The organism is Sphingomonas sp. Leaf33 (assembly GCF_001421785.1).
Lineage (GTDB): Bacteria > Pseudomonadota > Alphaproteobacteria > Sphingomonadales > Sphingomonadaceae > Sphingomonas.
On record NZ_LMLB01000001.1, the window covers coordinates 1,488,243 to 1,509,995 of the forward strand.

At 68.5% G+C, this 21,753-nt stretch carries 19 protein-coding genes and 1 tRNA gene; 9 read left to right on the forward strand and 11 right to left on the reverse strand.

Annotated features, from left to right (window positions below):
- Positions 1-1,139: flavin-containing monooxygenase (locus tag ASE86_RS07390; RefSeq protein WP_235524017.1), on the forward strand; the 1,139-nt coding region annotated here is incomplete at its 5' end.
- Here ASE86_RS07390 and ASE86_RS07395 read toward each other — a convergent pair.
- The 7 genes from ASE86_RS07395 to ASE86_RS07425 form a co-directional block, all read right to left on the reverse strand.
- Positions 1,103-2,350, reverse strand: a complete 1,248-nt coding sequence (locus tag ASE86_RS07395) for a flavin monoamine oxidase family protein (RefSeq protein ID WP_056424115.1) — start codon at positions 2,348-2,350, stop codon at positions 1,103-1,105. The two genes, ASE86_RS07390 and ASE86_RS07395, sit on opposite strands and share 37 nt — an antisense overlap.
- Complete coding sequence (locus ASE86_RS07400; protein WP_056424117.1) at positions 2,343-2,792, reverse strand: MaoC family dehydratase; 450 nt, start codon at positions 2,790-2,792, stop codon at positions 2,343-2,345. The genes ASE86_RS07395 and ASE86_RS07400 overlap by 8 nt, the downstream gene beginning before the upstream one ends.
- On the reverse strand, positions 2,792-3,274 hold the full coding sequence (locus ASE86_RS07405) for a GNAT family N-acetyltransferase (RefSeq protein WP_235524018.1): 483 nt from the start codon (positions 3,272-3,274) through the stop codon (positions 2,792-2,794). The genes ASE86_RS07400 and ASE86_RS07405 overlap by 1 nt, the downstream gene beginning before the upstream one ends.
- Before the next feature lie 238 nt (positions 3,275-3,512).
- Positions 3,513-5,360 carry an acetyl/propionyl/methylcrotonyl-CoA carboxylase subunit alpha gene (locus ASE86_RS07410; protein WP_056426812.1) on the reverse strand — a complete coding sequence of 616 codons (1,848 nt, stop codon included), beginning with the start codon at positions 5,358-5,360 and terminating at the stop codon, positions 3,513-3,515.
- 115 nt (positions 5,361-5,475) lie between these two features.
- Positions 5,476-5,949, reverse strand: coding sequence for a hypothetical protein (locus ASE86_RS07415; protein WP_056424118.1), 474 nt, complete (start codon positions 5,947-5,949; stop codon positions 5,476-5,478).
- Positions 5,950-5,958: 9 nt separating this feature from the next.
- Positions 5,959-6,393 (reverse strand): endonuclease domain-containing protein, encoded by a 435-nt coding sequence (locus ASE86_RS07420; protein ID WP_056424121.1) that lies wholly within the window; start codon positions 6,391-6,393, stop codon positions 5,959-5,961.
- 66 nt (positions 6,394-6,459) lie between these two features.
- Positions 6,460-8,061 carry a carboxyl transferase domain-containing protein gene (locus tag ASE86_RS07425; RefSeq protein WP_056424123.1) on the reverse strand — a complete coding sequence of 534 codons (1,602 nt, stop codon included), beginning with the start codon at positions 8,059-8,061 and terminating at the stop codon, positions 6,460-6,462.
- A 99-nt stretch (positions 8,062-8,160) separates the two neighbouring features.
- Here ASE86_RS07425 and ASE86_RS07430 point away from each other — a divergent pair, with 99 nt between their 5' ends.
- On the forward strand, positions 8,161-10,206 hold the full coding sequence (locus ASE86_RS07430) for a M13 family metallopeptidase (protein ID WP_056424126.1): 2,046 nt from the start codon (positions 8,161-8,163) through the stop codon (positions 10,204-10,206).
- A 47-nt stretch (positions 10,207-10,253) separates the two neighbouring features.
- A complete protein-coding gene (locus ASE86_RS07435) occupies positions 10,254-11,303 on the forward strand; it encodes a hypothetical protein (RefSeq protein WP_156347060.1) in 1,050 nt (349 codons plus the stop codon).
- 38 nt (positions 11,304-11,341) lie between these two features.
- On the opposite strand, the gene ASE86_RS07440 is transcribed toward ASE86_RS07435, so the two are convergent.
- The gene (locus ASE86_RS07440) at positions 11,342-12,034 is read right to left on the reverse strand and encodes an HAD family hydrolase (protein ID WP_056424129.1); all 693 of its coding nucleotides are present in this window, start codon (positions 12,032-12,034) and stop codon (positions 11,342-11,344) included.
- Positions 12,035-12,036: 2 nt separating this feature from the next.
- Positions 12,037-13,194: an isovaleryl-CoA dehydrogenase gene (locus tag ASE86_RS07445; protein ID WP_056424130.1), complete on the reverse strand. Its 1,158-nt coding sequence runs from the start codon at positions 13,192-13,194 to the stop codon at positions 12,037-12,039.
- A gap of 137 nt (positions 13,195-13,331) precedes the next feature.
- Between ASE86_RS07445 and ASE86_RS07450 the strand changes: the two genes are divergently transcribed.
- From ASE86_RS07450 to ASE86_RS07470, 5 genes are read left to right on the forward strand one after another with little or no spacing between them, the layout of a single operon-like run.
- Entirely contained in the window at positions 13,332-15,914 is a 2,583-nt protein-coding gene (locus ASE86_RS07450) for a GAF domain-containing protein (RefSeq protein ID WP_162233318.1), read from the forward strand.
- Positions 15,911-16,669 (forward strand): formate dehydrogenase accessory sulfurtransferase FdhD, encoded by a 759-nt coding sequence (locus ASE86_RS07455; RefSeq protein WP_056424133.1) that lies wholly within the window; start codon positions 15,911-15,913, stop codon positions 16,667-16,669. The genes ASE86_RS07450 and ASE86_RS07455 overlap by 4 nt, the downstream gene beginning before the upstream one ends.
- Positions 16,666-17,184 carry a molybdenum cofactor guanylyltransferase gene (locus tag ASE86_RS07460; protein ID WP_056424135.1) on the forward strand — a complete coding sequence of 173 codons (519 nt, stop codon included), beginning with the start codon at positions 16,666-16,668 and terminating at the stop codon, positions 17,182-17,184. Before ASE86_RS07455 ends, ASE86_RS07460 begins: the two co-directional genes overlap by 4 nt.
- 45 nt (positions 17,185-17,229) lie before the next feature.
- Positions 17,230-18,438 (forward strand): molybdopterin-dependent oxidoreductase, encoded by a 1,209-nt coding sequence (locus ASE86_RS07465; protein ID WP_156347061.1) that lies wholly within the window; start codon positions 17,230-17,232, stop codon positions 18,436-18,438.
- The gene (locus tag ASE86_RS07470) at positions 18,435-18,758 is read left to right on the forward strand and encodes a hypothetical protein (RefSeq protein ID WP_056424140.1); all 324 of its coding nucleotides are present in this window, start codon (positions 18,435-18,437) and stop codon (positions 18,756-18,758) included. Before ASE86_RS07465 ends, ASE86_RS07470 begins: the two co-directional genes overlap by 4 nt.
- A 16-nt stretch (positions 18,759-18,774) precedes the next feature.
- Here the strand turns inward: ASE86_RS07470 and ASE86_RS07475 are convergent, their stop codons facing one another.
- Positions 18,775-18,969, reverse strand: coding sequence for a hypothetical protein (locus tag ASE86_RS07475; protein ID WP_056424142.1), 195 nt, complete (start codon positions 18,967-18,969; stop codon positions 18,775-18,777).
- Positions 18,970-19,135: 166 nt separating this feature from the next.
- Between ASE86_RS07475 and ASE86_RS07480 the strand changes: the two genes are divergently transcribed.
- On the forward strand, positions 19,136-21,601 hold the full coding sequence (locus ASE86_RS07480; protein WP_056424144.1) for an MHYT domain-containing protein: 2,466 nt from the start codon (positions 19,136-19,138) through the stop codon (positions 21,599-21,601).
- A 31-nt stretch (positions 21,602-21,632) separates the two neighbouring features.
- On the opposite strand, the gene ASE86_RS07485 is transcribed toward ASE86_RS07480, so the two are convergent.
- A tRNA-Glu gene (locus tag ASE86_RS07485) sits at positions 21,633-21,707 on the reverse strand.
- Positions 21,708-21,753 lie beyond the last annotated feature (46 nt).

Below are 21,753 nucleotides of genomic sequence, written 5' to 3' on the forward strand. Positions count from 1 at the left end.
GCCACCGCGTGATTGCGGCCGAATGGTCGAGCGCGGACGCCGCATGGACGCTGACGGTCGAGCGTGGGGATAGAGAGCGGGCGATCTTCCGCGCCAACTTCCTCTACGTCTGTGCCGGCTATTATGACTATGCCGAGGGCCACGCCCCGGTCTTTCCCGGTGCCGAACGGTTCGGCGGGCGGATCGTCCATCCGCAGTTCTGGCCGGAAGACCTCGATTACACGGACAAGCGGGTCGTCGTGATCGGCAGCGGGGCGACGGCGGTGACGCTGGTCCCTGAACTCGCGAAGACCGCGGCGCATGTGACGATGCTGCAGCGCTCGCCGACGTACATCGTCGCACGGCCGGGCAAGGATGCTTTCGCCAATGCGCTGCGCCGCGTGCTGCCGGATCGCGCCGCGTACCGGCTGACGCGGTGGAAGAACGTGCTGCTCGGGCAGTTCTTCTACCGCCAGATGCGCAAGCACCGGGAGGCGGCGAAGACGCGGCTGGTCGGCTGGGTGCGCGATCGCCTGGGCGAAGGGGCGGATATCGACCGGCACTTCACACCGCGCTACGATCCCTGGGACCAGCGACTGTGCCTGGTACCCGACGGCGACCTGTTCGAAGCGATCAAGACCGGACAGGCCAGCGTCGTCACCGATACGATCGAGACATTTACGGAAGATGGCATCCGCCTGACCTCGGGCAAGGTGCTGCCCGCCGACATCGTCGTCACTGCGACCGGGCTGAAGCTGCGGATGCTGGGCGGGATCGCGCTGACGGTCGACGGGCGAACGGTCGAGCCGGCGAAGGCGCTGACGTACAAGGGGATGATGTTCTCCGACATTCCCAACCTGGCGATCGCGTTCGGCTATACCAACGCGTCGTGGACGCTGAAGGCCGACCTGACGAGCGCCTATGTCTGCCGGCTGCTCAAGCACATGGGGGCGACGGGCGCGCGGCAGGCGACGCCGCGGGTGGGGGCGCCGGTGGAGCGCGAGGCTTTTCTCGACTTCACCTCGGGCTATGTCCAGCGCGCGAGGGATATCCTGCCGCAGCAGGGCACGCGTGCGCCGTGGCGGCTCGACCAGAATTACCTGAAGGACGTGCGCACGCTGCGCTACGGTCGGATCGACGACGAAATGGAGTTTCGCTGAGCCAGCACCGCGTCGGCCGCGGCGATGCCGGTGGCAAGTGCGCCGTGGGCGGTGGAGAAATCGGTCGGCGAACAGGCCTCGCCAGCGAAGAACAGCCGGTCCTGCCACGGTGTCGCGAGCGCCGCGCGCGCCGCGTGATGGCCGGGCAGCGCATGGCTGTACGAGCCGCCGAAGCCATCGGTCCGCGCCCACGCGGAGCCGGCGATGAGGCGCAGCTTGCCGCGCACGCCGTTGCCCAGCAGGGCGGCCATTTCGTCGATCGCAAAGGCCGCCGCGCCGTCCAGTCCGACATCCTCCAGCGCCATCGCGCCGGCGCCGCCGAGGAAGACCTCGACCACCGGGCGGCCGAACGGGCGCAGGTAATAGCTGCCGGTGCAGGCGCTCTTCGGCTTGCCGAGCAGGTGGCTGTCGCGCGGCACGTCGGCGTCGTCGAAGGCGAGGAACAGCTTGTCGGCGAGACCCAGCGGCAGGCAGGCCGCGGCATGGGCATGATCGTCCAGCGCAGCGGGTAGTCGAAGGCCGCCCTTGGCCAGCACATTGGTCGCTACGGTGACGATAACCGACCGCGCGCGGATGTCGCCGCGGGGCGTCACGAGTTTCAGCGCTGGTCCATCCTCGGCGATCCGCTCGACTGGCGTGGACAGGTGGAGCGCGACGGGCGGCAGGCTGGCGGAGACGAGCGTTCCATAGCCTGCGGGGACCCGCCAGTTCACCTCGCTCGCGGCGTCGTCGTAGGCGAGATAGTCCTCGACCGAGAGCGTGCCAAGGCCGGCGCCGTTGATGTAACCCGACAACGCCTCGATGAAGCCGTTCCATTCGCCGTCCGCAGGCAAGGCGTCGGCGGCGCGGTCGCTGCGTGGCGGCTTCTCGCGCAACGCTCGGTCGAACGCATCATAGGCCTCGCCCGCGGCTCTGCGGTCGGCGGCCGGGAAGCCGAGGTTGCGGTACTGTTCGCCCCAGCTGGTCGGGCTCCGGTCGATCGCGAAGCCCGCGCTTTCGGCGATGTCGACCCACGGGTTGCGCTCCGCCGAATGGAGCCAGCCGCAGCCGAGATCGAGCGGCAAGTCCGCGACGCCCAGCGTCCACGCCCGGCCGCCGACACGCGCGCTCGCCTCGACGATCGCGACCGACAGCCCGCTGCCCGCCAGCCGGCGCGCGGCACCGACCCCGGCCGCGCCCGCGCCGACGATAACGACGTCGAAATCAGCCACGCGATTTCAGAAGCGCGCTGCGCAAGGCTTCGCACACCACCTGATCGCGCTGGTTGAGCATCCGGTGGCGAAAGGTGACGATGCCCTGACCAGGGCGCGACCTGGACGGTCGCAACTCGACGACCTCGGTTTCGCCGCGCAGCGTGTCGCCGATGAACACCGGATGCGGCATCACCACCTTGTCGTAGCCGAGGTTCGCGACGAGCGTGCCTAGCGTCGTATCGCCGACCGATACGCCGACCATCAGCGCGAAGGTGAAGGTGCCGTTGACGAGGATGCGGCCGAACTCCGACGCCTTCGCCGCCTCCGCATCCAGGTGCAGCGGTTGCGGATTGTGCGTCATGGTCGAGAACAGCAGATTGTCCGTCTCGGTCACCGTACGGCGCAGGTCGTGGACGATGCGGTCGCCGACCTGCCATTCGTCGAAGTGGCGTCCGGCCATCAGTGCTGTCCTTCGAAATGCAGTTTGAAGCCCAGGTGGCTCTGGTCCCAGCCGAGCCGTTCGTAGAAGCGGTGCGCGTCGCGTCGGTTCGCTTGCGATGTCAGCTGGACGAATCGACAGCCGGCGGCGCGGCAATGCTCGACCGCCCAGTCGATCAGCTGCTTGCCGAGACCCTGGCCACGCAGGCCGGAGGCGACGCGGACCGATTCGATCTGGCCGCGCAGCGCGCCCTTGAAGGCGAGGCCGGGGATCAGCGTAACCTGCAGCGTGCCGACGATCCGGCCGTCCTGTTCGGCGACGACCAGGGTCTGGTGCGGGTCGGCGGCGATCTGGTGGAACGCGGCGTCATAGGCGGGGTCGAGCGGGAGGCTCGGGTCTTCGCGGGTCGCGCCGTTGTGGTCGTCGGCCATCAGCGCGACGATCGCGGGCACGTCGGCGAGGGTGGCGGGGCGGATGGAGAGAATCACAGGGACCGGGGCCAAGTCACGATCTTGTCATTGCCGCGAAGGCGGGGATCCATCTCACGCACTTGCCAAGTGGACGGTCCGGGAGATGGGGCCCCGCCTGCGCGGGGACGACGGTGGTAGTGAAGAGCGTACGGCCTATTCCCCGTTCGTGCTGAGCTTGTCGAAGCACCGTACTTCGTGCAGCGAGCGGTGTACGAGCGTATCAGAGCACGGTGCGTCGACAAGGTCAGCACGAACGGGGAGGGGGCAGGCGTCACGCCGCTTCGGCCCGCTCGATCCTGACCAGCATCCGCCCCTCGGCGACCTGCTGGCCGGCTTCGGCGTCGAGCTCCGCGACCGTGCCGTCGAACGGGGCGACCAGGCCGTGTTCCATCTTCATCGCTTCCAGCGTGACGAGCTTCTGGCCCTTCGTCACCGCCTGGCCGGCGGTAACCTCGACCGCGGTGATGCGGCCGGGCATCGGCGACAGGATCGCGCCGTCCGCCGCACCGCCCGCGGCGATTCCGCCGGCGCGGAAGGGCGTGACGGACCAGGTCTGCCCGGCTTCGGTGAGGAGCAGGCCGTCGTCCTCGCTGTCCTCCCCGCCAGCGCCTGCCTCGACCTCGACCTCGACCGCTTCGCCGTCGACCAGCAGGCGGACGGTGCGATTCGCCGCAGCGTTCAGCCGGAAGCCCGACAGCGCGGTTTCGCCGACAATGCGACCGGCGGCCTCGGCCAGCGCGTCCTCGCTGGGCAGCGCGTCGGGTAACAGTTCGTCGCCCTCGCGGGCGATCAGGCCGGTGTCGAGGTCGGCCGTGACGAAGGCGGGGTGTTCGAGCGCCTTCACCAGAAAACCGGCGTTCGAGCGGATCGGCCACACGACCGCTGTGTCGAGCGCGTCGATCAATTGTTCGCGCGCGTCGTCGCGGGTTTCGCCCCAGGTGATGACCTTGGCGATCATCGGGTCGTAGAAGGGCGACACGTCGGCGCCTTCCTCGACGCCCGTCTCGATCCGTGCCGTGTCGCCCAGGTCGAAGGCCTCGAGCCGCCCGACGCTCGGCAGGAACCCCTTCGCCGGATCCTCGGCATAGAGCCGCGCCTCGATCGCCCAGCCGTCGATGACGAGCTCGTCCTGGCGCTTCGGGATCGGTTCGCCGCTCGCCACGCGCAGCTGCCATTCGACCAGGTCGACGCCCGTGATCTCCTCGGTCACCGGATGCTCGACCTGGAGACGCGTGTTCATTTCCATGAACCAGATGCGATCGGCGCGCAGGCCCTCCGACGCATCGGCGATGAATTCGATCGTACCAGCACCGATGTAATCGACCGCGCGTGCGGCGTTGACCGCGGCCTGGCAGACGTCCGCCCGTGTCGCCTCGTCCATGCCCGGCGCAGGCGCTTCCTCGATCACCTTCTGGTGGCGGCGCTGGAGCGAGCAGTCGCGTTCGAACAGGTGGACGACGTTTTCGTGGCTGTCACCGAAGACCTGCACCTCGATATGGCGCGGGGAGAGAATGTATTTCTCCAGAAGCACGCGGTCGTCGCCGAAGGACGAGGCGGCTTCGCGCTGGCAGCTGGCGAGCATGTCGGCGAAGTCGGCCGCGCTTTCGACCCGGCGCATCCCCTTGCCGCCGCCGCCGGCGACCGCCTTGATGAGCACGGGGTAGCCGATCGCATCGGCTTCGGCCTGCAATCGTGCGGGACTCTGATCCTCGCCCAGATAGCCTGGCGTCACCGGCACGCCGGCGGCGATCATGCGGGCCTTGGCGGCATCCTTCAGGCCCATCGCGCGGATGCTGTCGGGCTTCGGGCCAACCCAGATCAGGCCGGCGTCGATCACGGCCTGCGCGAAGTCGGCGTTTTCACTGAGGAAGCCGTAGCCGGGATGAATTGCCTCCGCGCCAGTCTGCTTCGCCGCGGCGATGATGCGCTCGCCGACGAGGTAGCTTTCGCGGGCCGGGGAGGGGCCGATGTGGACGGCGTCGTCCGCCTCACGGACGTGCAGCGCTTTGGCGTCGGCATCCGAATAGACCGCGACCGTCCGCACGCCCATCGCGCGGGCGGTGCGGATGATGCGGCAGGCGATTTCGCCGCGGTTGGCGATCAGTAGCGAGCCGATCATCGCGCGGTCCCGAACTTCACGAAGCTTGCCCATGTGCGCGGAAAAATTTGAAAATTGTCGTGTGAGATTTCCATGGGCCGGACGTAGCGCGTCGCCCGGCTGTAGGAAAACGGAATCAGCCTGTCGGGCAGTCGGTCTGGCGCTGGGTGTAGGTCAGATGCTGCACCTTCCACCCCGTAGCATCGCGGACCATCGTGAACTGGTCGGTCCCGCAATGCGTGACGCGGCCGTCGGCGCGGAAGATGTAACTGGACCAGACCATCGCGAGGTTGCCGTCAATATCGACGACCGGATTGACCAGCCGTTCCTGGAGCAGGCTGGGGCCATCGGTCAGGCCACCGGCGAAATCGGCCCAGCTGCGCGTGCGGACTTCGCTGGAGCCATCAGGCATCGCGACGATCGCGCTGTTGCGGCCATCGGTGCGGACCTGAGCGAGGATGGCGGCGCGGTCCTTCGCGGTGACCGCGGCGAACAGGCGGTCGATGGGGGCGAGGACGGCGGCGGTCTCCGCGTCGGGCGGGGGCAGGGGGACGGCCTTGGGGAGGGGCTGGACCGGGGTGACCTGGAGGGCGAGGACGAGGAGGAGCATGGGGAAGCCTTACCATTCCTCCCCGAGCTTGTCTCGGGGAGGGGGACCGCCCGGCGCAGCCGGGTGGTGGAGGGGCAGGCGGTCGCGCGCGAGGGTAACGATACCGCGGACAACCGCGTCGAGGTCGTGCAGCACGGAAGAGGCCGGGATACGAAGCGTGTGCAGGCCGAACCGGGCGAACCATGCATCACGCACATTGTCACGTTGCGGCCTGTCATCGCGGGAATGCGCTTCGCCGTCGACTTCCACGACGAGCTTCGCGTCGATGCAGTAGAAGTCGAGGATGAACGGGCCGCTTGGGTGCTGCTTACGGAATTTCAGGCCGGCGGGTCGGCGGCGGAGGGCTTGCCAGAGGAGGATTTCCGGGAGCGTCAGTTCGCGGCGGAGAGCGCGGCACTTGGCGACGGTGCCTCGCTGCGGCTTTGGTGCTTCGTCCTTGAGCATCCCGCTTGCCCCTCCACCATGCTGCGCATGGTCCCCCTCCCCGAGACGAGCTCGGGGAGGAATTCTTTACATCCGGAAGATGCCGAAGCTCGGCCGCTCGGGGATCGGCGCGTTCAGCGTGGCGGCAAACGCCAGGCCCAGGACGTCGCGCGTCTGCGCCGGGTCGATGATGCCGTCGTCCCACAGCCGCGCGGTCGCGTGCCAGGGGTTGCCTTCGTCTTCGTATTTCTGGCGGATCGGGGCCTTGAAGGCTTCGGCCTGATCGGCGTCCCAGCTCTCCGCATCGCGGTGGACGGTCGCCAGCACGGATGCTGCCTGTTCGCCGCCCATCACGGAGATGCGGCTGTTCGGCCAGGTGAACAGAAACCGCGGCGAATACGCCCGGCCGCACATGCCGTAGTTGCCCGCGCCGAAGCTGCCGCCGATCAGCACCGTCACCTTGGGCACGCTGGCGGTGGCGACCGCGGTGACCAGCTTCGCGCCGTGCTTGGCGATGCCCTCCGCCTCGTACTTGCCGCCGACCATGAAGCCCGAGATATTCTGGAGGAACAGCAGCGGGATTTTGCGCTGGCAGGCGAGTTCGATGAAGTGGGCGCCCTTTTGCGCGCTTTCCGAAAACAGCACGCCGTTGTTGGCGAGGATCGCGACCGGCATCCCCCAGATATGGGCGAAGCCGCACACGAGCGAGCTGCCGTAGAGCGCCTTGAATTCGTGAAACTCGCTGCCGTCGACGATGCGGGCGATGACCTCGTGCACGTCGTAGGGTGCGCGGACGTCCTGGGGGATGATGCCGTAGAGCTCTTGCGGATCGTATTTCGGCGCGCGCGGGTCGCGCAGGTTGACGCCGGCGCCGACCTGCGGGGCTAGGGTCGAGACGATGTCGCGGACGATGGTCAGCGCGTGGTCGTCGTTCTCGGCGACGTGATCGACCACGCCCGACTTGCGGCTATGCGTCTCCGCGCCGCCCAGTTCTTCAGCGGAGATGACTTCGCCGGTCGCCGCCTTCACCAGCGGTGGGCCGGCGAGGAAGATCGTGCCCTGGTTGCGGACGATCACCGTTTCGTCGGACATCGCGGGAACGTAGGCGCCGCCGGCGGTGCAGCTGCCCATGACGCAGGCGATCTGGGGGATGCCCTTTGCGCTCATCTGCGCCTGGTTGAAGAAGATGCGGCCGAAATGCTCGCGGTCGGGGAAGACCTCCGCCTGGTGCGGCAGGTTGGCGCCGCCGGAGTCGACCAGATAGACGCAGGGCAGGTTGTTCTCGAGCGCGATTTCCTGCGCGCGCAGGTGCTTCTTGACGGTCAGCGGGTAATAGGTGCCGCCCTTAACGGTCGCGTCGTTGCAGGCGATCATGACTTGCCGGCCCGACACGCGGCCGATGCCGGCGATGATGCCGGCGCCGGGCACTTCGTCGCCGTACAGGCCGTTCGCGGTCAGCTGACCGATCTCGAGGAACGGCGAGCCGGGGTCGAGCAGGCGTTCGACGCGGTCGCGCGGCAACAGCTTGCCGCGGGCGGTGTGGCGGTCGCGGCTGGCGTCGCTGCCCCCGCGCGCGGCCGCGGCGACATCGGCGCGCAAACGGCCGGCCAGCGCGCGGTTGTGCGCGGCATTGGTGCGGAAGATGTCGCTGTCGGGCGAGGCTTTTGTGTCGAGTACGGGTGCGCTCATGCCGCGTGGGTAGCGGTCCGTTGCAACGATGGGAAGCAGGTCTGGCGAAGGGCGACCGACGCGCCTAGCGTGCGCGGCATATCATATCCGGAGTCGTCCATGCTGCGCCGTTCGCTGATCGTCCTCGCTCTCCTCGCCACCACCGCCGCGTCGCCGCCGCAGACCGGCCCCCAGGCCGGGGTCGAGCGATCGTCGATGGATGCGAGCGTGAAGCCCGGCGACGACTTCTACCTCTATGCCAACGGCGGCTGGCAGAAGGCGACGCAGATTCCGGCCGACCGGTCGAGCACGGGATCGTTCTACGAAGCCTTCGCGACGACCGAGCAGCGGACGACCGGCATGGTCGATCAGATCGTCCGCGGGACACCCAAGCCGGGTTCGCCCGAGGGCCGAATCGCGAACTATTACAAGGCCTATACCGACACCCGCGCGATCGATGCCGCCGGCATGAAGCCGGTCGTCGCCGATCTGGCGCGGTTCGCAGGCATCCGCGACAAGGCGGCACTGTCGCGCGCGATCGGCACGACCATCCGTGCCGATGTCGATCCGCTGAACGCGACGAATTTCCAGACCGAGAACCTGTTTGGCATCTTCGTCACGCAGGGTCTGGCGACGCCCGGCAAGGTCATTCCTTACATCCTTCAGGGCGGGCTGGGGCTGCCGGAACGCGAATATTATCTGTCGGCCGATCCGAAGATGGCGGAGATCCGGACGCAGTATCGCGCGTACATCGCCAAGCTGCTGAAGACCGCGGGTATCGCCGACCCCGATGCCAAGGCGCAGCGAATCTTCGACCTGGAGATGAAGATCGCCAAGGCGCATGTGACGCGCGAGGAGAGCGAGGATTTCACCAAGTCGGCCGCGGTCTGGTCGCGCGCAGACCTGGCGGCAAAGGCGCCGGGGATCGACTGGCCGGCGTTCCTGGCTGGGGCGGACCTTGCCAAGCAGAACACCTTCGGCGCGTATCATGCCCGCGCGATCACCGGCCTGTCGGCGCTGGTCGCGTCCGAGCCGCTGGAGGCGTGGAAGGACTGGCTGGCGTTCCACCAAATCAACGCGCATTCGGACGTGCTGCCCTCCGCGATCGATGCTGCGCATTTCGCCTTCTACGGCACGACGCTGAGCGGCACCCCGCAGCAGCAGCCGCGTGCCAAGCGGGCGCTGGCTGCGCTGAACCGCGAACTGGGCGACGACGTCGGCAAGCTCTATGCGGCGCAATATTTCCCGGCCAGCGCCAAGTCCGAAGTGCAGGCGATGGTCGACAACATCAAAACTGCGTTCGCCGCGCGCGTCCAGAAGCTCGACTGGATGGCGCCGGCGACCAAGGCCGAAGCGCTAAAGAAGGTCCGCGGAATCGTTGTCGGGGTGGGCTATCCGGAGACGTGGCGCAGCTATGCCGGCTACACCGTCAGCCCGACCGGTGCCTATGCCAACGCGGTCAACGGCGAGCGGGCGGAATATCGCCACCAGCTCGCCAAGATCGGCAAGCCGCTCGACCGCGGCGAGTGGTGGATGACGCCGCAGACGATCAACGCGGTCAACCTGCCGGTCCAGAATGCGCTGAACTTCCCGGCCGCGATCCTGCAGCCGCCGTTCTTCGACCCCGCCGCCGACCCGGCGTATAATTACGGCGCGGTGGGGGCGGTGATCGGCCACGAGATCAGCCACAGCTTCGACAACAACGGCGCGGCGTTCGACGCATCGGGGACGCTGCGCAACTGGTGGACCCCCGCCGACCTCCAGCGCTTCAATGCCGCGGGCAAGGCGCTGGCGGATCAGTACGACCAGTATCGCCCGTTCCCGGACCTGGCGGTCAACGGCACGCTGACGCTGGGCGAGAACATCGCCGACGTCGCGGGCCTCCAGGTGGCCTATGATGCCTATCACGCGTCGCTGGGCGGCAAGCCCGCGCCGGTGATCGACGGGATGACCGGCGACCAGCGCTTCTTCCTGGCGTTCGCGCAGACCTGGGCGACGAAGATGCGCGACGCATCGCTGCGCGCCCGCGTCGCGACCGACGGCCACGCGCCGGGCCAGTATCGCGCGCTGACCGTGCGCAACATCGACGCCTGGTACGACGCGTTCGGGATCAAGTCGGGCGACAAGCTGTACCTGGCGCCCGACCAGCGCGTGCGGGTGTGGTGACCTTTCCCCGCCGGCGCGCGAGCACGGCGGGGGTGATTGCGGCGTTGGTGGTTGCCACGCCGGTCTTTGCGCAGGCCCCTGCGCGACCGCCGTGCCGCGAGGTCGGGGACGTTGCCAGCGTCACCGGCCAGCCCGCCTTCATCCGCATCGATCCCGATCGCGCGACGGAGTTGGCGCAGATCGGCCTCGACCGTGCGGAGATCTTCGCGCGGATGCGGGACACGTCGATCCCGGAGACGATGGGCTGCTGGGCGATGCCGGTCGGCAATTTCGACAGCCAGCTGATTTCCGTCGGCATGTCGCAGTGGAATTACGGCACCGGCAGCCTGCAACCGCTGCTGGTGGCGTGGCGCGAGAGTTTCCATTCGCGGCGGCGGTTCAAGCGTGCGGTAAAGGCGATCGGACCGACCTATGGCCGGCTGCTCTTTTCGAAGGACTGCCTGAAGGTACCGGTCGGCGACCGGTGCCGCAACGGCATCCTGGCGGCGCACGAGAACGGCCGGATCAACGCCACGCTCGCCGCCGAACTGACCGCGCTGTTCGAAAGCGACGCGATGCTCCAGGTCCAGACCGACACCTATGTCGCGCTGCTGGGCGACGTCCGCGGCGAAGTGATGCGACTGTTCCCCGCCATGCCGATAACCGCGCGAAAGGTCCGCTGGGCAATCGACACGCGCGTGCAGCAGAAGAGCTTCCCGAAGGACGAGGACGTCGCCCGGGTCCGCGCGAAGCTGAGCGGCATGGGCGAGGACGAACGTCGCGCGCGGTTGCACGCGATGCTCGACTGGTATCGCGGCCTCGCCCAGTCGGCCGACCAGGACGGCGTGTCGCAGGACTGGGCGTGGAACGTCACGCGCTGGGGCTGCTTGATCGATACGGGGCAAATCGACCCGGAACAGCTCGACCTGCTGCACCTTACCTTCCTGCGCAGCCGCACCGCGACCGGCAACAGCGGGCGGTGGCAGGCGCTGACCTTTTCTCGCCGCGCGAAGATCGTGCTGGGGGCGGGGAGTGTCAGCGGGGTGCGCGATGGGGAGTGCGTCCGCGGTGCGCCCGCGCAGGCGGGAGCGGACAGCCCGGAACGACGTCCGTCGTAACTCTGGGTTCTCGCCTGCGCGGGAACAGATGAGAGTGTTCAGAGCGTATCGATCCACGCCGGCAGGTCGCCCAGCCGGTCGAGCTGGCGAAATCGCGGATGATCGCTCGGCACGCCAGCGGTTTCGTGGCTCCAGGCACCGGGTTGGGGAATGTAAGCTGCCCATGCGCCGGCATCGAGCGCGGGGTGGATGTCGGAACGCAGCGAATCGCCCGCCATCACCGCTTCGTCAGGCGGGAGGCCTTCCCTTGCAAACAGGCGGCGAAAGGTGTCGACTGTCTTGTCGCTGACGATCTCGATGCCGTGGAACCGGTCGCCCAGGCCGGAGGCGGCGAGCTTTGCCTCTTGGTGCAGCAGGTCGCCCTTGGTCACCAACACGACGCGCCCGCGCTCGGCCAGTGCCTCCACCGTATCGGCGATGCCGTCGAACAGCTCTACCGGATGCGACAGCAGCGCGCGGCCCGCCGCGAGGATGTCGGCGATCACCCCCGCGGGCAGGGGATCGCCGACCAGTTCGACTGCGGTTTCGATCAGCGATAGCGTGAAACCCTTGGCGCCGTAGCCATAGAGCTTCAGGTTGCGGGCCTCGCACGCTGCCAGCGTCTCGCTCGCGATCTGCCGATCCGCGAATGGCGCGACCGGATCATACAGAGCCGCTTCGGTCGCGTTGAAGTGACGCATATTGTGCCACAACGTGTCGTCGGCATCGAGGCAGATGAGGCGGATCGGCATCGTCAGCTTCCGATCAGTTCCCGTCCGATCAGGTAGCGGCGGATTTCGTTCGTGCCCGCGCCGATGTCGTACAGCTTGGCATCGCGCAGGAAGCGTTCGACCGGCCACTCCTTGGTGTAGCCTGCCCCGCCCAGCGCCTGGATCGCCTCCAGCGAGGTCTTCACCGCATTTTCGCTTGCCAGCAGGATCGCGCCGGCGGCGTCGAAGCGGGTGGTCTTGCCCGAATCGCACGCGCGGGCGACGGCGTAGACATAGGCGCGCGCTGAATTGAGCGCGACGTACATGTCGGCGATCTTGGCCTGCATCAACTGGAACTGGCCGATCGGCGTACCGAACTGCTTGCGGTCGCGGACGTACGGCAGGACGACGTCGAGGCAGGCCTGCATGATGCCGATCGGCCCCGCGGCGAGCACGGCGCGTTCGTAATCCAGGCCCGACATCAGGACCTTGGCGCCTTCACCGACCTTGCCCATCACGTTTTCGACCGGGACTTCGCAATCCTCGAACACCAGTTCGGCGGTGTCCGATCCGCGCATTCCCATCTTGTCGAGCTTCTTGCTGACCGAGAAGCCCGGCATGTCGCGTTCGATCAGGAAGGCGGTGATGCCCTTCGGGCCCGCAGCCGGATCGGTCTTGGCATAGACGACCAGGGTCGAGGCGGTGGGGGAATTGGTGATCCAGAATTTGGTGCCGTTCAAAACGTAGCGGTCGTTGCCCCTGGCCTCTGCCTTCAGCTTCATCGAGACGACGTCGCTCCCTGAGCCGGCTTCCGACATCGCCAGGCTGCCGACATGTTCGCCCGAGATCAGCTTGGGGAGATAGCGGGCCTTCTGCTCCGCATTGCCCCAGCGGCGGATCTGGTTGATGCACAGGTTGGAATGCGCGCCATAGCTGAGGCCGACCGATGCGGATGCGCGACTGATTTCCTCCATCGCCACGCAATGTTCGAGGTAACCGAGGCCGAGACCGCCGAATTCCTCCTCGACGGTGATACCGTGCAGGCCGAGCTCGCCCATCTCGGGCCAGAGTTCCTGCGGGAACCGGTTGCTCTCGTCGACCTCTGCCGCGATCGGCGCGATGCGGTCGCTGGCGTAGCGCTGGGTCGTGTCGCGGATCATGTCCGCGTTCTCGCCAAGCCCGAAATCGAGCGTCGCGTCCATGAAAACTCTCCTCAAAACATCGTCTTCGTTGCAACTCGCTTGCGATAGGTTCGTTCGCGCGGCAAGCCCCACTGCGTGATTGATCCCGATCAAGAATGGTTTTCGATGGTTATCCCCGGCCCGGACAGCGACGCGAAATGACGCTGGCGATCCCAGCCGCGTCCGACGAATGGTCGCGCCTGACCACGTTTCAGCGCACGGGTATTCTCGACACGCCGCCCGAGCCGCGGTTCGATGCGATCGTGGCGGCGGTCCGGGCCCTGCTCGACGTGCCGATCGCCCTCGTCAGCCTGATCGACCGCGACCGCCAGTGGTTCAAGGCGCGTGACGGGGTCGATGTCGACGAGACGCCGCTCGACACGTCGGTCTGCGCGCTGGCCATCCGCCAGACCCGGCTGTTCGTGATCCACGACCTGGCGAGCGATCCGCGGACCCGCGACATGGCGCTGGTCACCGGCGATCCGCATATCCGGTCCTATGCGGGCTTTCCGATCGTCACCAACGACGGCGTGGCGGTCGGCAGCGTGTGCGCGATCGATACCAGGCCGCGGCTGATCGACCTGACGCCCGCGCAGGCGATCGCGCTGGAGGCGCTGGCCCGGCAGGCGGCGATCGAGATCGAACGCAGTGCTGCGGGGCTGCTCGACAGCGATGCGGCGATGCCGTTCAGCGTCGGCAGCTGGGGCTGGGATCTCGAAAGCGGCCGGGTGACCCTGGATGGGCGGCTCGCACGCATGATGGGGGTCGCCGTCGCGGAAGCGGCCGACGGCCTGCCCGGCGACCGCGTCATCGAGCATGTCCATCCCGACGATCGCGCGCACATCCGCAGCGCGATGGACAATGCCGTCGCCGGGCGTGCGCCCTATTCCTGCGAATACCGTCTGCGGGTGGCGGATGGGCGCTATGTCTGGGTGTTGGCCCAGGGCCGGGTCAACCGGACACCGGACGGGCGACCGCGCTACTTCCCCGGCGCCATCTTCGACATCGATGCCCGGCGCCGGCAGGAGATGCGGCTGACGGCGCTGGTCGAGCTGAACGACCGCCTGCGCGATCCCGGCGATGCGGCGGATCTGGCGCAAGCGGCGTCGGACATCCTGGGCCGTACGCTGGGCGTCGCGCGGGCGGGCTATGGACGGATCGATCCCGTTGCCGAGACGATCGACATGGGGCCGCACTGGTGCGCGAAGGGCGCCGATCCGTTGCCGCCACTCCTGTACTTTCGCGACTACGGCACATTCATCGACGATCTGAAGCGCGGAGACGTGGTCGAGATCGGCGATGTCCGGGCCGACCCGCGGACGGCGGACCATGCCGACGCGATCGTCGCGCTGGGCGTCCAGGCGCTCATCAACCTGCCGATCGTCGAGGACGGCAGCTTCGTCGCGCTGCTGGTCGTCAACGACGACGTCCCGCGTGCATGGAGCGAGGGCGAGATCGCGTTCGTGAAGGAAGTCGCGCAACGCACGCGCCACGCGGTCGAGCGTCGCCGGACCGAAACCGAGCTCGCGCAGCTCAACGCGTCGCTGGAGGCCGAAGTCGAGGCGCGGACCCGCGACCTGATGATCGCCGAGGAGAATCTGCGCCAGTCGGCGAAGATGGAGGCGGTCGGTCAGTTGACGGGCGGCCTGGCGCATGACCTGAACAATCTGCTGACCGGCGTGTCGGGCGCGATCGAGATGATGGGCGTCCGGATCGGCCAGGGGCGGGTCGATGCGCTGCCGCGCTATGTCGACATCGCGAACGAAAGCGTGACGCGCGCCGCGGCGCTGACCCACCGGCTGCTCGCCTTTTCGCGCCGCCAGACGCTCGACCCCAAGCCGACCGACGGCAATGCCTTGATCGACGGGATCGCCGACCTGTTGCGGCGCACGGTCGGCCCGTCGCATCCCGTCGATCTCGACCTGCAGGCCGATGGCTGGCCGATCCTGGTCGATTCGAATCAGCTGGAAAACGCACTGCTGAACCTCTGCATCAATGCGCGGGATGCGATGCCGGGCGGCGGCACGATGCGCATCGAATCGCGCAACCGGACCGTCGACGAACGGACCGCGCGCGCCCGCCAGATGCGCGCGGGCGATTACCTGGCGATCAGCGTCGCCGACACCGGAATCGGCATGTCGGACGAGGTCCGTCGCCGCGCGTTCGACCCGTTCTACACGACCAAGCCGCTGGGCGTAGGCACGGGGCTGGGCCTGTCGATGGTCTACGGCTTCGTCCGCCAATCGGGCGGGCAGATCCGGATCGAGAGCCGCGAGGGGGAGGGAACGTGCGTCTACCTCTACCTGCCGCGCTCCGTCGTCATTCCGTCCGCCGAGGTCCCCGGCGAACGGCCGCAGGCGATGGCGGCATCGGCACGCACGATCCTGGTCGTCGACGACGAACAGGCGGTGCGGACACTGATGGCCGAGGCGCTGACCGACCGGGGCCACCGCGTGCTGACCGCGCAGAACGGCGCGGAGGCGTTAGCCGTGCTCGACCGTGACGGCGACGCGATCGACCTGGTCCTGACCGATGTCGGGCTGACGGGCGGCATGAACGGGCGGCAGGTCGCCGATGCGGCGTTGCGTGACCGGCCCGCGCTGAAGATCGTGTTCGTGACGGGTTATGCCGAGCAGGCAGTGATCGGATCGGAGCAGTTGCCTGACAACATGGCGCTGGTGACCAAGCCCTTTGCGCTCGACACGCTGACGGCGCGGGTGGCGGCGATGCTCGCGGCATGACCCTGACCCGCGTCGCCGCGGACGGCACGCGCGGTCCCGTCGAGCGGGTGCTGGCCGAGGAAGTCCCGATCGCGATCGAAGTGAACGGTATCGGCTATGCGGTGCTGATGGCCACGCCCGACTATCTGGAGGATCTGGCGGTGGGCTTCGCCGCATCGGAGCGATTGCTGGCGGGGGCGGCGCCGGTCGAGGTCGATTGCCACGCCGCCACGACGCTTGGCGGGTGGCTCGTGCGGCTGACGCTGGATGCCGCCGGCGCCGAGGCGGTAGCGGCGCGGGTGCGGCACCGGACGTCCGAATCCTCCTGCGGGTTGTGCGGTGTCGAGAACCTTGAACAGGCGATGCGGCCGTTGCCGCGTGTCACGGCGCTGTCGCGAGCCGACGATGCTGCGGTGTTTCGCGCGCGCGGCGACCTTGCCGATCGCCAGCCGCTGAACGCACGCACCGGCGGCGTCCATGCTGCGGCCCTGTGCGGCGCGGACGGGGCGATCCGGCTGGTGCGCGAGGATGTCGGTCGGCACAATGCGTTCGACAAGCTGATCGGCGCAATGCGACGCCAGGGACTCGGCTGGGACGGCGGATTTGCGCTGCTGACCTCGCGGTGTTCCTACGAACTGGTCGAGAAGGCGGTGCTCGGCGACTGCCCGCTGCTGGCGACGATCTCCGCACCGACCGCGCTCGCGGTCGCGCGGGCGGGTGCCGCGGGCCTGCCGCTGCGGGTGCTGGTGCGCGCCGACGCGCTGCTCTCGACATGATGCTGGGCGCGATCCTGGCTGGCGGTCAGGCGCGGCGGTTCGGGCAGGACAAGGCGCTGGTCGAGGTGGATGGTGTGCGGCTGATCGACCGGATCGCCGCGCGGCTGGCGGACCGGTGCGATGCGGTCGTCGTCTGCGGGCGAGTGTTGGCGACCTATCGCTGCGTTCCCGACCGGCCCGCGGCGAACCTGGGGCCGCTGGGCGGCATCGCCGCGGCGCTGCGGGTGGCGGCGGAAGACGGCTTTGCGAACGTCCTGACCGTGCCCTGCGACGTGCCGGATATCCCCGACGATCTCTCCACCCGGCTGGCGCCTGCCCCGGCGGTGGTCGCGGATTGTCCGGTCATCGGGCTCTGGCCAGCGGCGCTGGCGGACCGGATCGATGCGTTTCTGGGCGCAAGCGACGACCGGTCGCTGCGGGCATGGGCGCGGGATTGCGACGCGCGGACGGTGCCGGCGCTGGGCCTCGCCAACATCAACCGGCCCGACGATCTGGCGGCCTATCTCGCGCGGTGAGCGGTGCGGCTTGCCTGCGTGCGGCGGCTCTGGTCTGATGGCGGCATGGAAGCGTTCGATCGACGTCATGCCCTGCGCCTGCTTGCGGCCGGTGGTGCCGCGGCGGGCACGCCCGCGCTTGCCCAGGCGCTGTTCGACCTGAAGCTGCCCGGCGGCAACGGCGCACGGGCGATGACGAGCGCGTTCCCGGAAAAAGGGACGATGATTCTCCAGCGCACCCGCGCGCCGCTGCTGGAGACACCGATGGCGGTGTTCGACGACGGTGTATTCACGCCCAACGACCGCTTCTTCGTGCGGTGGCATTACGCCGACATCCCGCTGGCGATCGACGGCGCGCGGCACCGCGTGGCCGTCGGCGGCGCGGTGCGGCAACGCCTCAGCCTGTCGCTCGCCAACCTGATGGCGATGCCGCGGTTCGAGATTGCCGCGGTCAACCAGTGTTCGGGCAATTCGCGCGGATATTTCAGCCCGCGCGTGCCCGGCGCGCAATGGGGGCACGGCGCGATGGGCAATGCGCGCTGGGGCGGCGTGCGGTTGCGCGACGTGCTCGACCGCGCAGGCGTCCTGCCCGGCGCGGTGGCGGTGCGCTTCGGCGGGCTCGACCGGCCGCCGCCGGGAGCCCCGCCGTTCCTGAAATCGCTGGCGATCGATCACGCCCGCGACGGAGAGGTCATGCTGGCGTTCGCGATGAACGACGAGCGACTGCCGATGCTGAACGGCTATCCGCTGCGGCTGGTCGTGCCGGGCTGGTATTCGACCTATTGGATCAAGGCGCTGAGCAGCATCGAAGTGCTGGCGAGCCCGGACAGCCAGTATTGGATGGAAAAGGCGTACCGCATCCCGACCGCACCGCGCGCGAGCGTCGTGCCGGGCGCCAAGGATTTTCCGACCGAGCCGATTCACGCCATGAACCCGCGCGCGTTCGTCACCAACCTGGCCGACGGCGATGCCATCGTCGCGCGGACGCCGTTCGCGGTGCGCGGCATCGCCTTCGGCGGCGCGACGGGCGTGCGCGCGGTCGAGCTGTCGATGAACGGCGGGCGCAGCTGGCACCGTGCGCAGCTGGGGCCGGACATGGGCCGCTATGGCTTCCGCCGGTGGGAGATGACCGGGGCGGGTGTCGCTCCCGGCAGCTACCGCCTCGCGGTCCGTTGCACCAACAGTGACGGCGTGGTTCAGACGAACGCGCCGATCTGGAACCCCGGCGGGTACATGGACAACCGGATCGAGAGCATTGCGGTGCGCGCGGCATGAGGCGGCTGGCTCCCCTGATCGCGCTGACACTGGTCGCCTGCGGAAGCGAGCCCGCGGCGTCGCCCGCGCCCAAGGCCGATGCGGTCGTGCGCATCGCACTGCCCGACGACCCTGCGCCCAAGCTCGGCGGCAGCGACCTCGCGCGGATCGAGCGGACCTGTCTCGCCTGTCATTCGGTCGAGATGATCACTACCCAGCCCAAACTGCCGGCGGAAAAATGGGCGGCGACGATCGACAAGATGCGGACCGTCTATGGCGCGCAGATCGCCAGGGGCGACGAGCCCGCGCTGATCGCGGCGCTGCAATCCGCGCAGCCGTGATCGCCCGACCGACGCGTCAGTGATGGTTGACCGGCCGGCCGCCCGCGACATGGATGTCGGAGGCGGAACCGGGCATGTGGCGCGGCTCGATGCTGTCGGCGCGCCTGGCATAGCGACGGTGGAGCAGGACCGCGGCGCCGCCGATCGCGACGGCGGCGAGTGTTCCGGCAAGCGCGTACAGGGCGGGGCGGGCGGGTCTCTTGGCGGCCATGACTCACGCGATACCGCGCATTTCCGGCCTGTCCACCGGCTTGTGCGAATGGCACCGTGTGGCCAAACACCCGGGCGCGCGATCGGGCGCGGGTTTGACAGGCGCGAGCGAGCCTGCATAGCAGCCGCGGGCGATATCGTCCGGAACGGGAGATTGAGGCAAGGCGATGCCAGGGGGGATCGTTACCGGCACGCACGATGCCGTCCTGGTGATGGTGTCGATCGCGGTGGCCATACTTGCGTCGTTCACTGCGCTCAGTCTCGCGGGCCGCATTCGCGTCGCCCGCGGGCGACGTCGCGGGCTGTGGCTGGCCGCTGCCGCCATCGCGCTTGGCGGCGGCATCTGGTCGATGCACTTCGTCGCGATGCTGGCGTTCGTCGTGCCGGGCATGGCGATGAGCTACGACGTCGGGCTGACCCTGGTGTCGCTGGGAGTCGCCATCGGGTGCACGGCGGCGGGCTTCGCGCTGGTCGACTGGCCACAGCCGACGAAGACTGAAATCGGCATCGCCGGATTGCTGATCGGCAGCGGCACGACCGCGATGCATTACATCGGCATGGCGGCGATGCGGATGCCGGCGACCATCCGCTACGATCCGTTGTGGGTCGGCCTGTCGATCGCCATCGCGCTGGTCGCCGCCACCGCTGCGACCTGGCTTGCCTCGCGCGAACAACGGATCGGCCGGCGCATCCTGGCGGCGGTCGTCATGGGCTTCGCGATTGCGGGGATGCATTTTGCCGGGATGTACGCCGCCGTCTTCACCATGGCGCCGGGGACAGATGCGGCGCACGGGGCGGCGGGCATGGACCAGAGCTACATCGCCCTCGGCATCAGCGCACTGACGATGCTGGTCCTGCTCATGTCGCTGGGCGCGGTCCAGCTGGACCGGGTCTATCGCCGGTCGGCACGGCGCGAGGCGCGCGCGACGCTGCGCCTGACCATTGCCGACATCCTGCGCGGACACGATGCTGATGAAGCCTTGCGCCGAATCGCCGCGTTGCTGGGCGAGCATTTCGACGTGGTCCGGACGGGCTTTGCCGACCTGGATGCGGACGCCGGCGCGTTCGACTATCGCGTGTGCTGGACCGATGGCGCGGTGAAATCGCTGCTCGGGCGCTTTCCCGCAGCGGCATTCGGCGAACGGATCGTCGCGGCGCTGACCGCAGGTGAGACGGTCGCGATCGGCGACGTCATGCGCGCGCCGATGAGTGATGAACCGATGGCGCACGCAACCGCTCGTCGCGTGGACACCCGCGCCATCCTGGTCGTGCCGTTCGTCCGCCATGGCCAGCTGCGAACGATCGTCTACCTGAACGACCGCCGCCGCCGCGAGTGGCGACCCGATGAGGTGGCGTTCATGGAAGAGGTGGTCGAGCGGATCCGCCTGGTCATCGACCGGATCGCAGCGGAAGCCGACCTGCGCGACCTGAATGCCAGCCTGGAGGCTCGGGTGGAGGCCCGCACGCGCGAGCTGCAACAGGCGGAGGACGCGTTGCGCCACGCCCAGCGCATGGAGGCGATGGGCCAGCTGACCGGTGGCGTCGCGCATGATTTCAACAACCTGCTGACCCCGATCATGGGCGCGCTCGACCGGCTGCATCACAAGGGGCTGGCCGATCCGCGCGACGCGCGGCTGGTCGCCGGCGCACTGCAATCGGCCGAGCGCGCCAAGACATTGGTCCAGCGCCTGCTGTCCTTTGCCCGCCGCCAGCCGCTGCAATTGCAGGTCGTCGATGTCGCGACCCTGGTCGCGGAGATGGCGGAACTGGTCGACGGTTCGGTTGGCCCGAAGATCGCCATCGCGGTAGAGGCCGATCCCGCCGGTGCCTGCGCCCTGGTCGATCCGGGCCAGCTCGAAATGGCGGTGCTCAACCTGAGCGTGAATGCCCGCGATGCGATGCCGGACGGCGGCCGGTTGACCATCGCGGTGACGAGCGTCGCGATCGATCCGGCAACGCCCGCGCCGCTTCCACCGGGGCGCTACGTGTGCATCCGCGTGTCCGATACCGGCGTGGGCATGGATGCCGAGACGCAACAACGCGCGATCGAGCCATTCTTCTCGACCAAGGGCGTCGGCCGCGGGACCGGGCTCGGCCTGTCGATGGCGCACGGGCTCGCCGCGCAGCTGGGCGGCGCGCTGACCATCGACAGTGCGCCAGGCGCGGGCACGCAGATCGCGCTGTGGCTGCCCGAAAGCGCCGCGGTCGCCACGATCGCCGCGCCGGTCGAGGTCCTGCCCGCGGCGCAGAGCGGAGGCTCGGCGATCCTGGTCGATGACGACGATGCGGTCCGCGAAGCGACGGCGGAGATGCTGTTCGACCTGGGATTCCGGGTTCGCACCTTTGCCACGGCCCGCGACGCGCTGGCGGCGATCGACGGGGGGACGACACCGGACCTGGTCGTGTCCGACCATGTCATGCCGCAGATGACCGGGTCGCAGTTCCTTGGACAGATACGTGCGGCGTATCCGGAAGCGCGCCTGCTGCTGATTTCCGGCTATGCCGAGGAGGGCGGGATCGACCCCACGATCGCGCGGCTGACCAAGCCGTTCGTAAAGGCCGATCTCGCCGCCGCGATCGCTGCGCTGCGGGTGTCGGCTCGATTGAATGTGGCAAGCGCGCAGCAACGTTGACGCGGGGCCGTTTCCGGTGATGTCGCGACGCTGGTGACCCCTACGAGAATCGAACTCGTGTTTTCGCCGTGAGAGGGCGACGTCCTAACCGCTAGACGAAGGGGCCGTTTGCGGGAGGGGGCCCATTACGGGGTGTCGTGGCGGACGTCAAG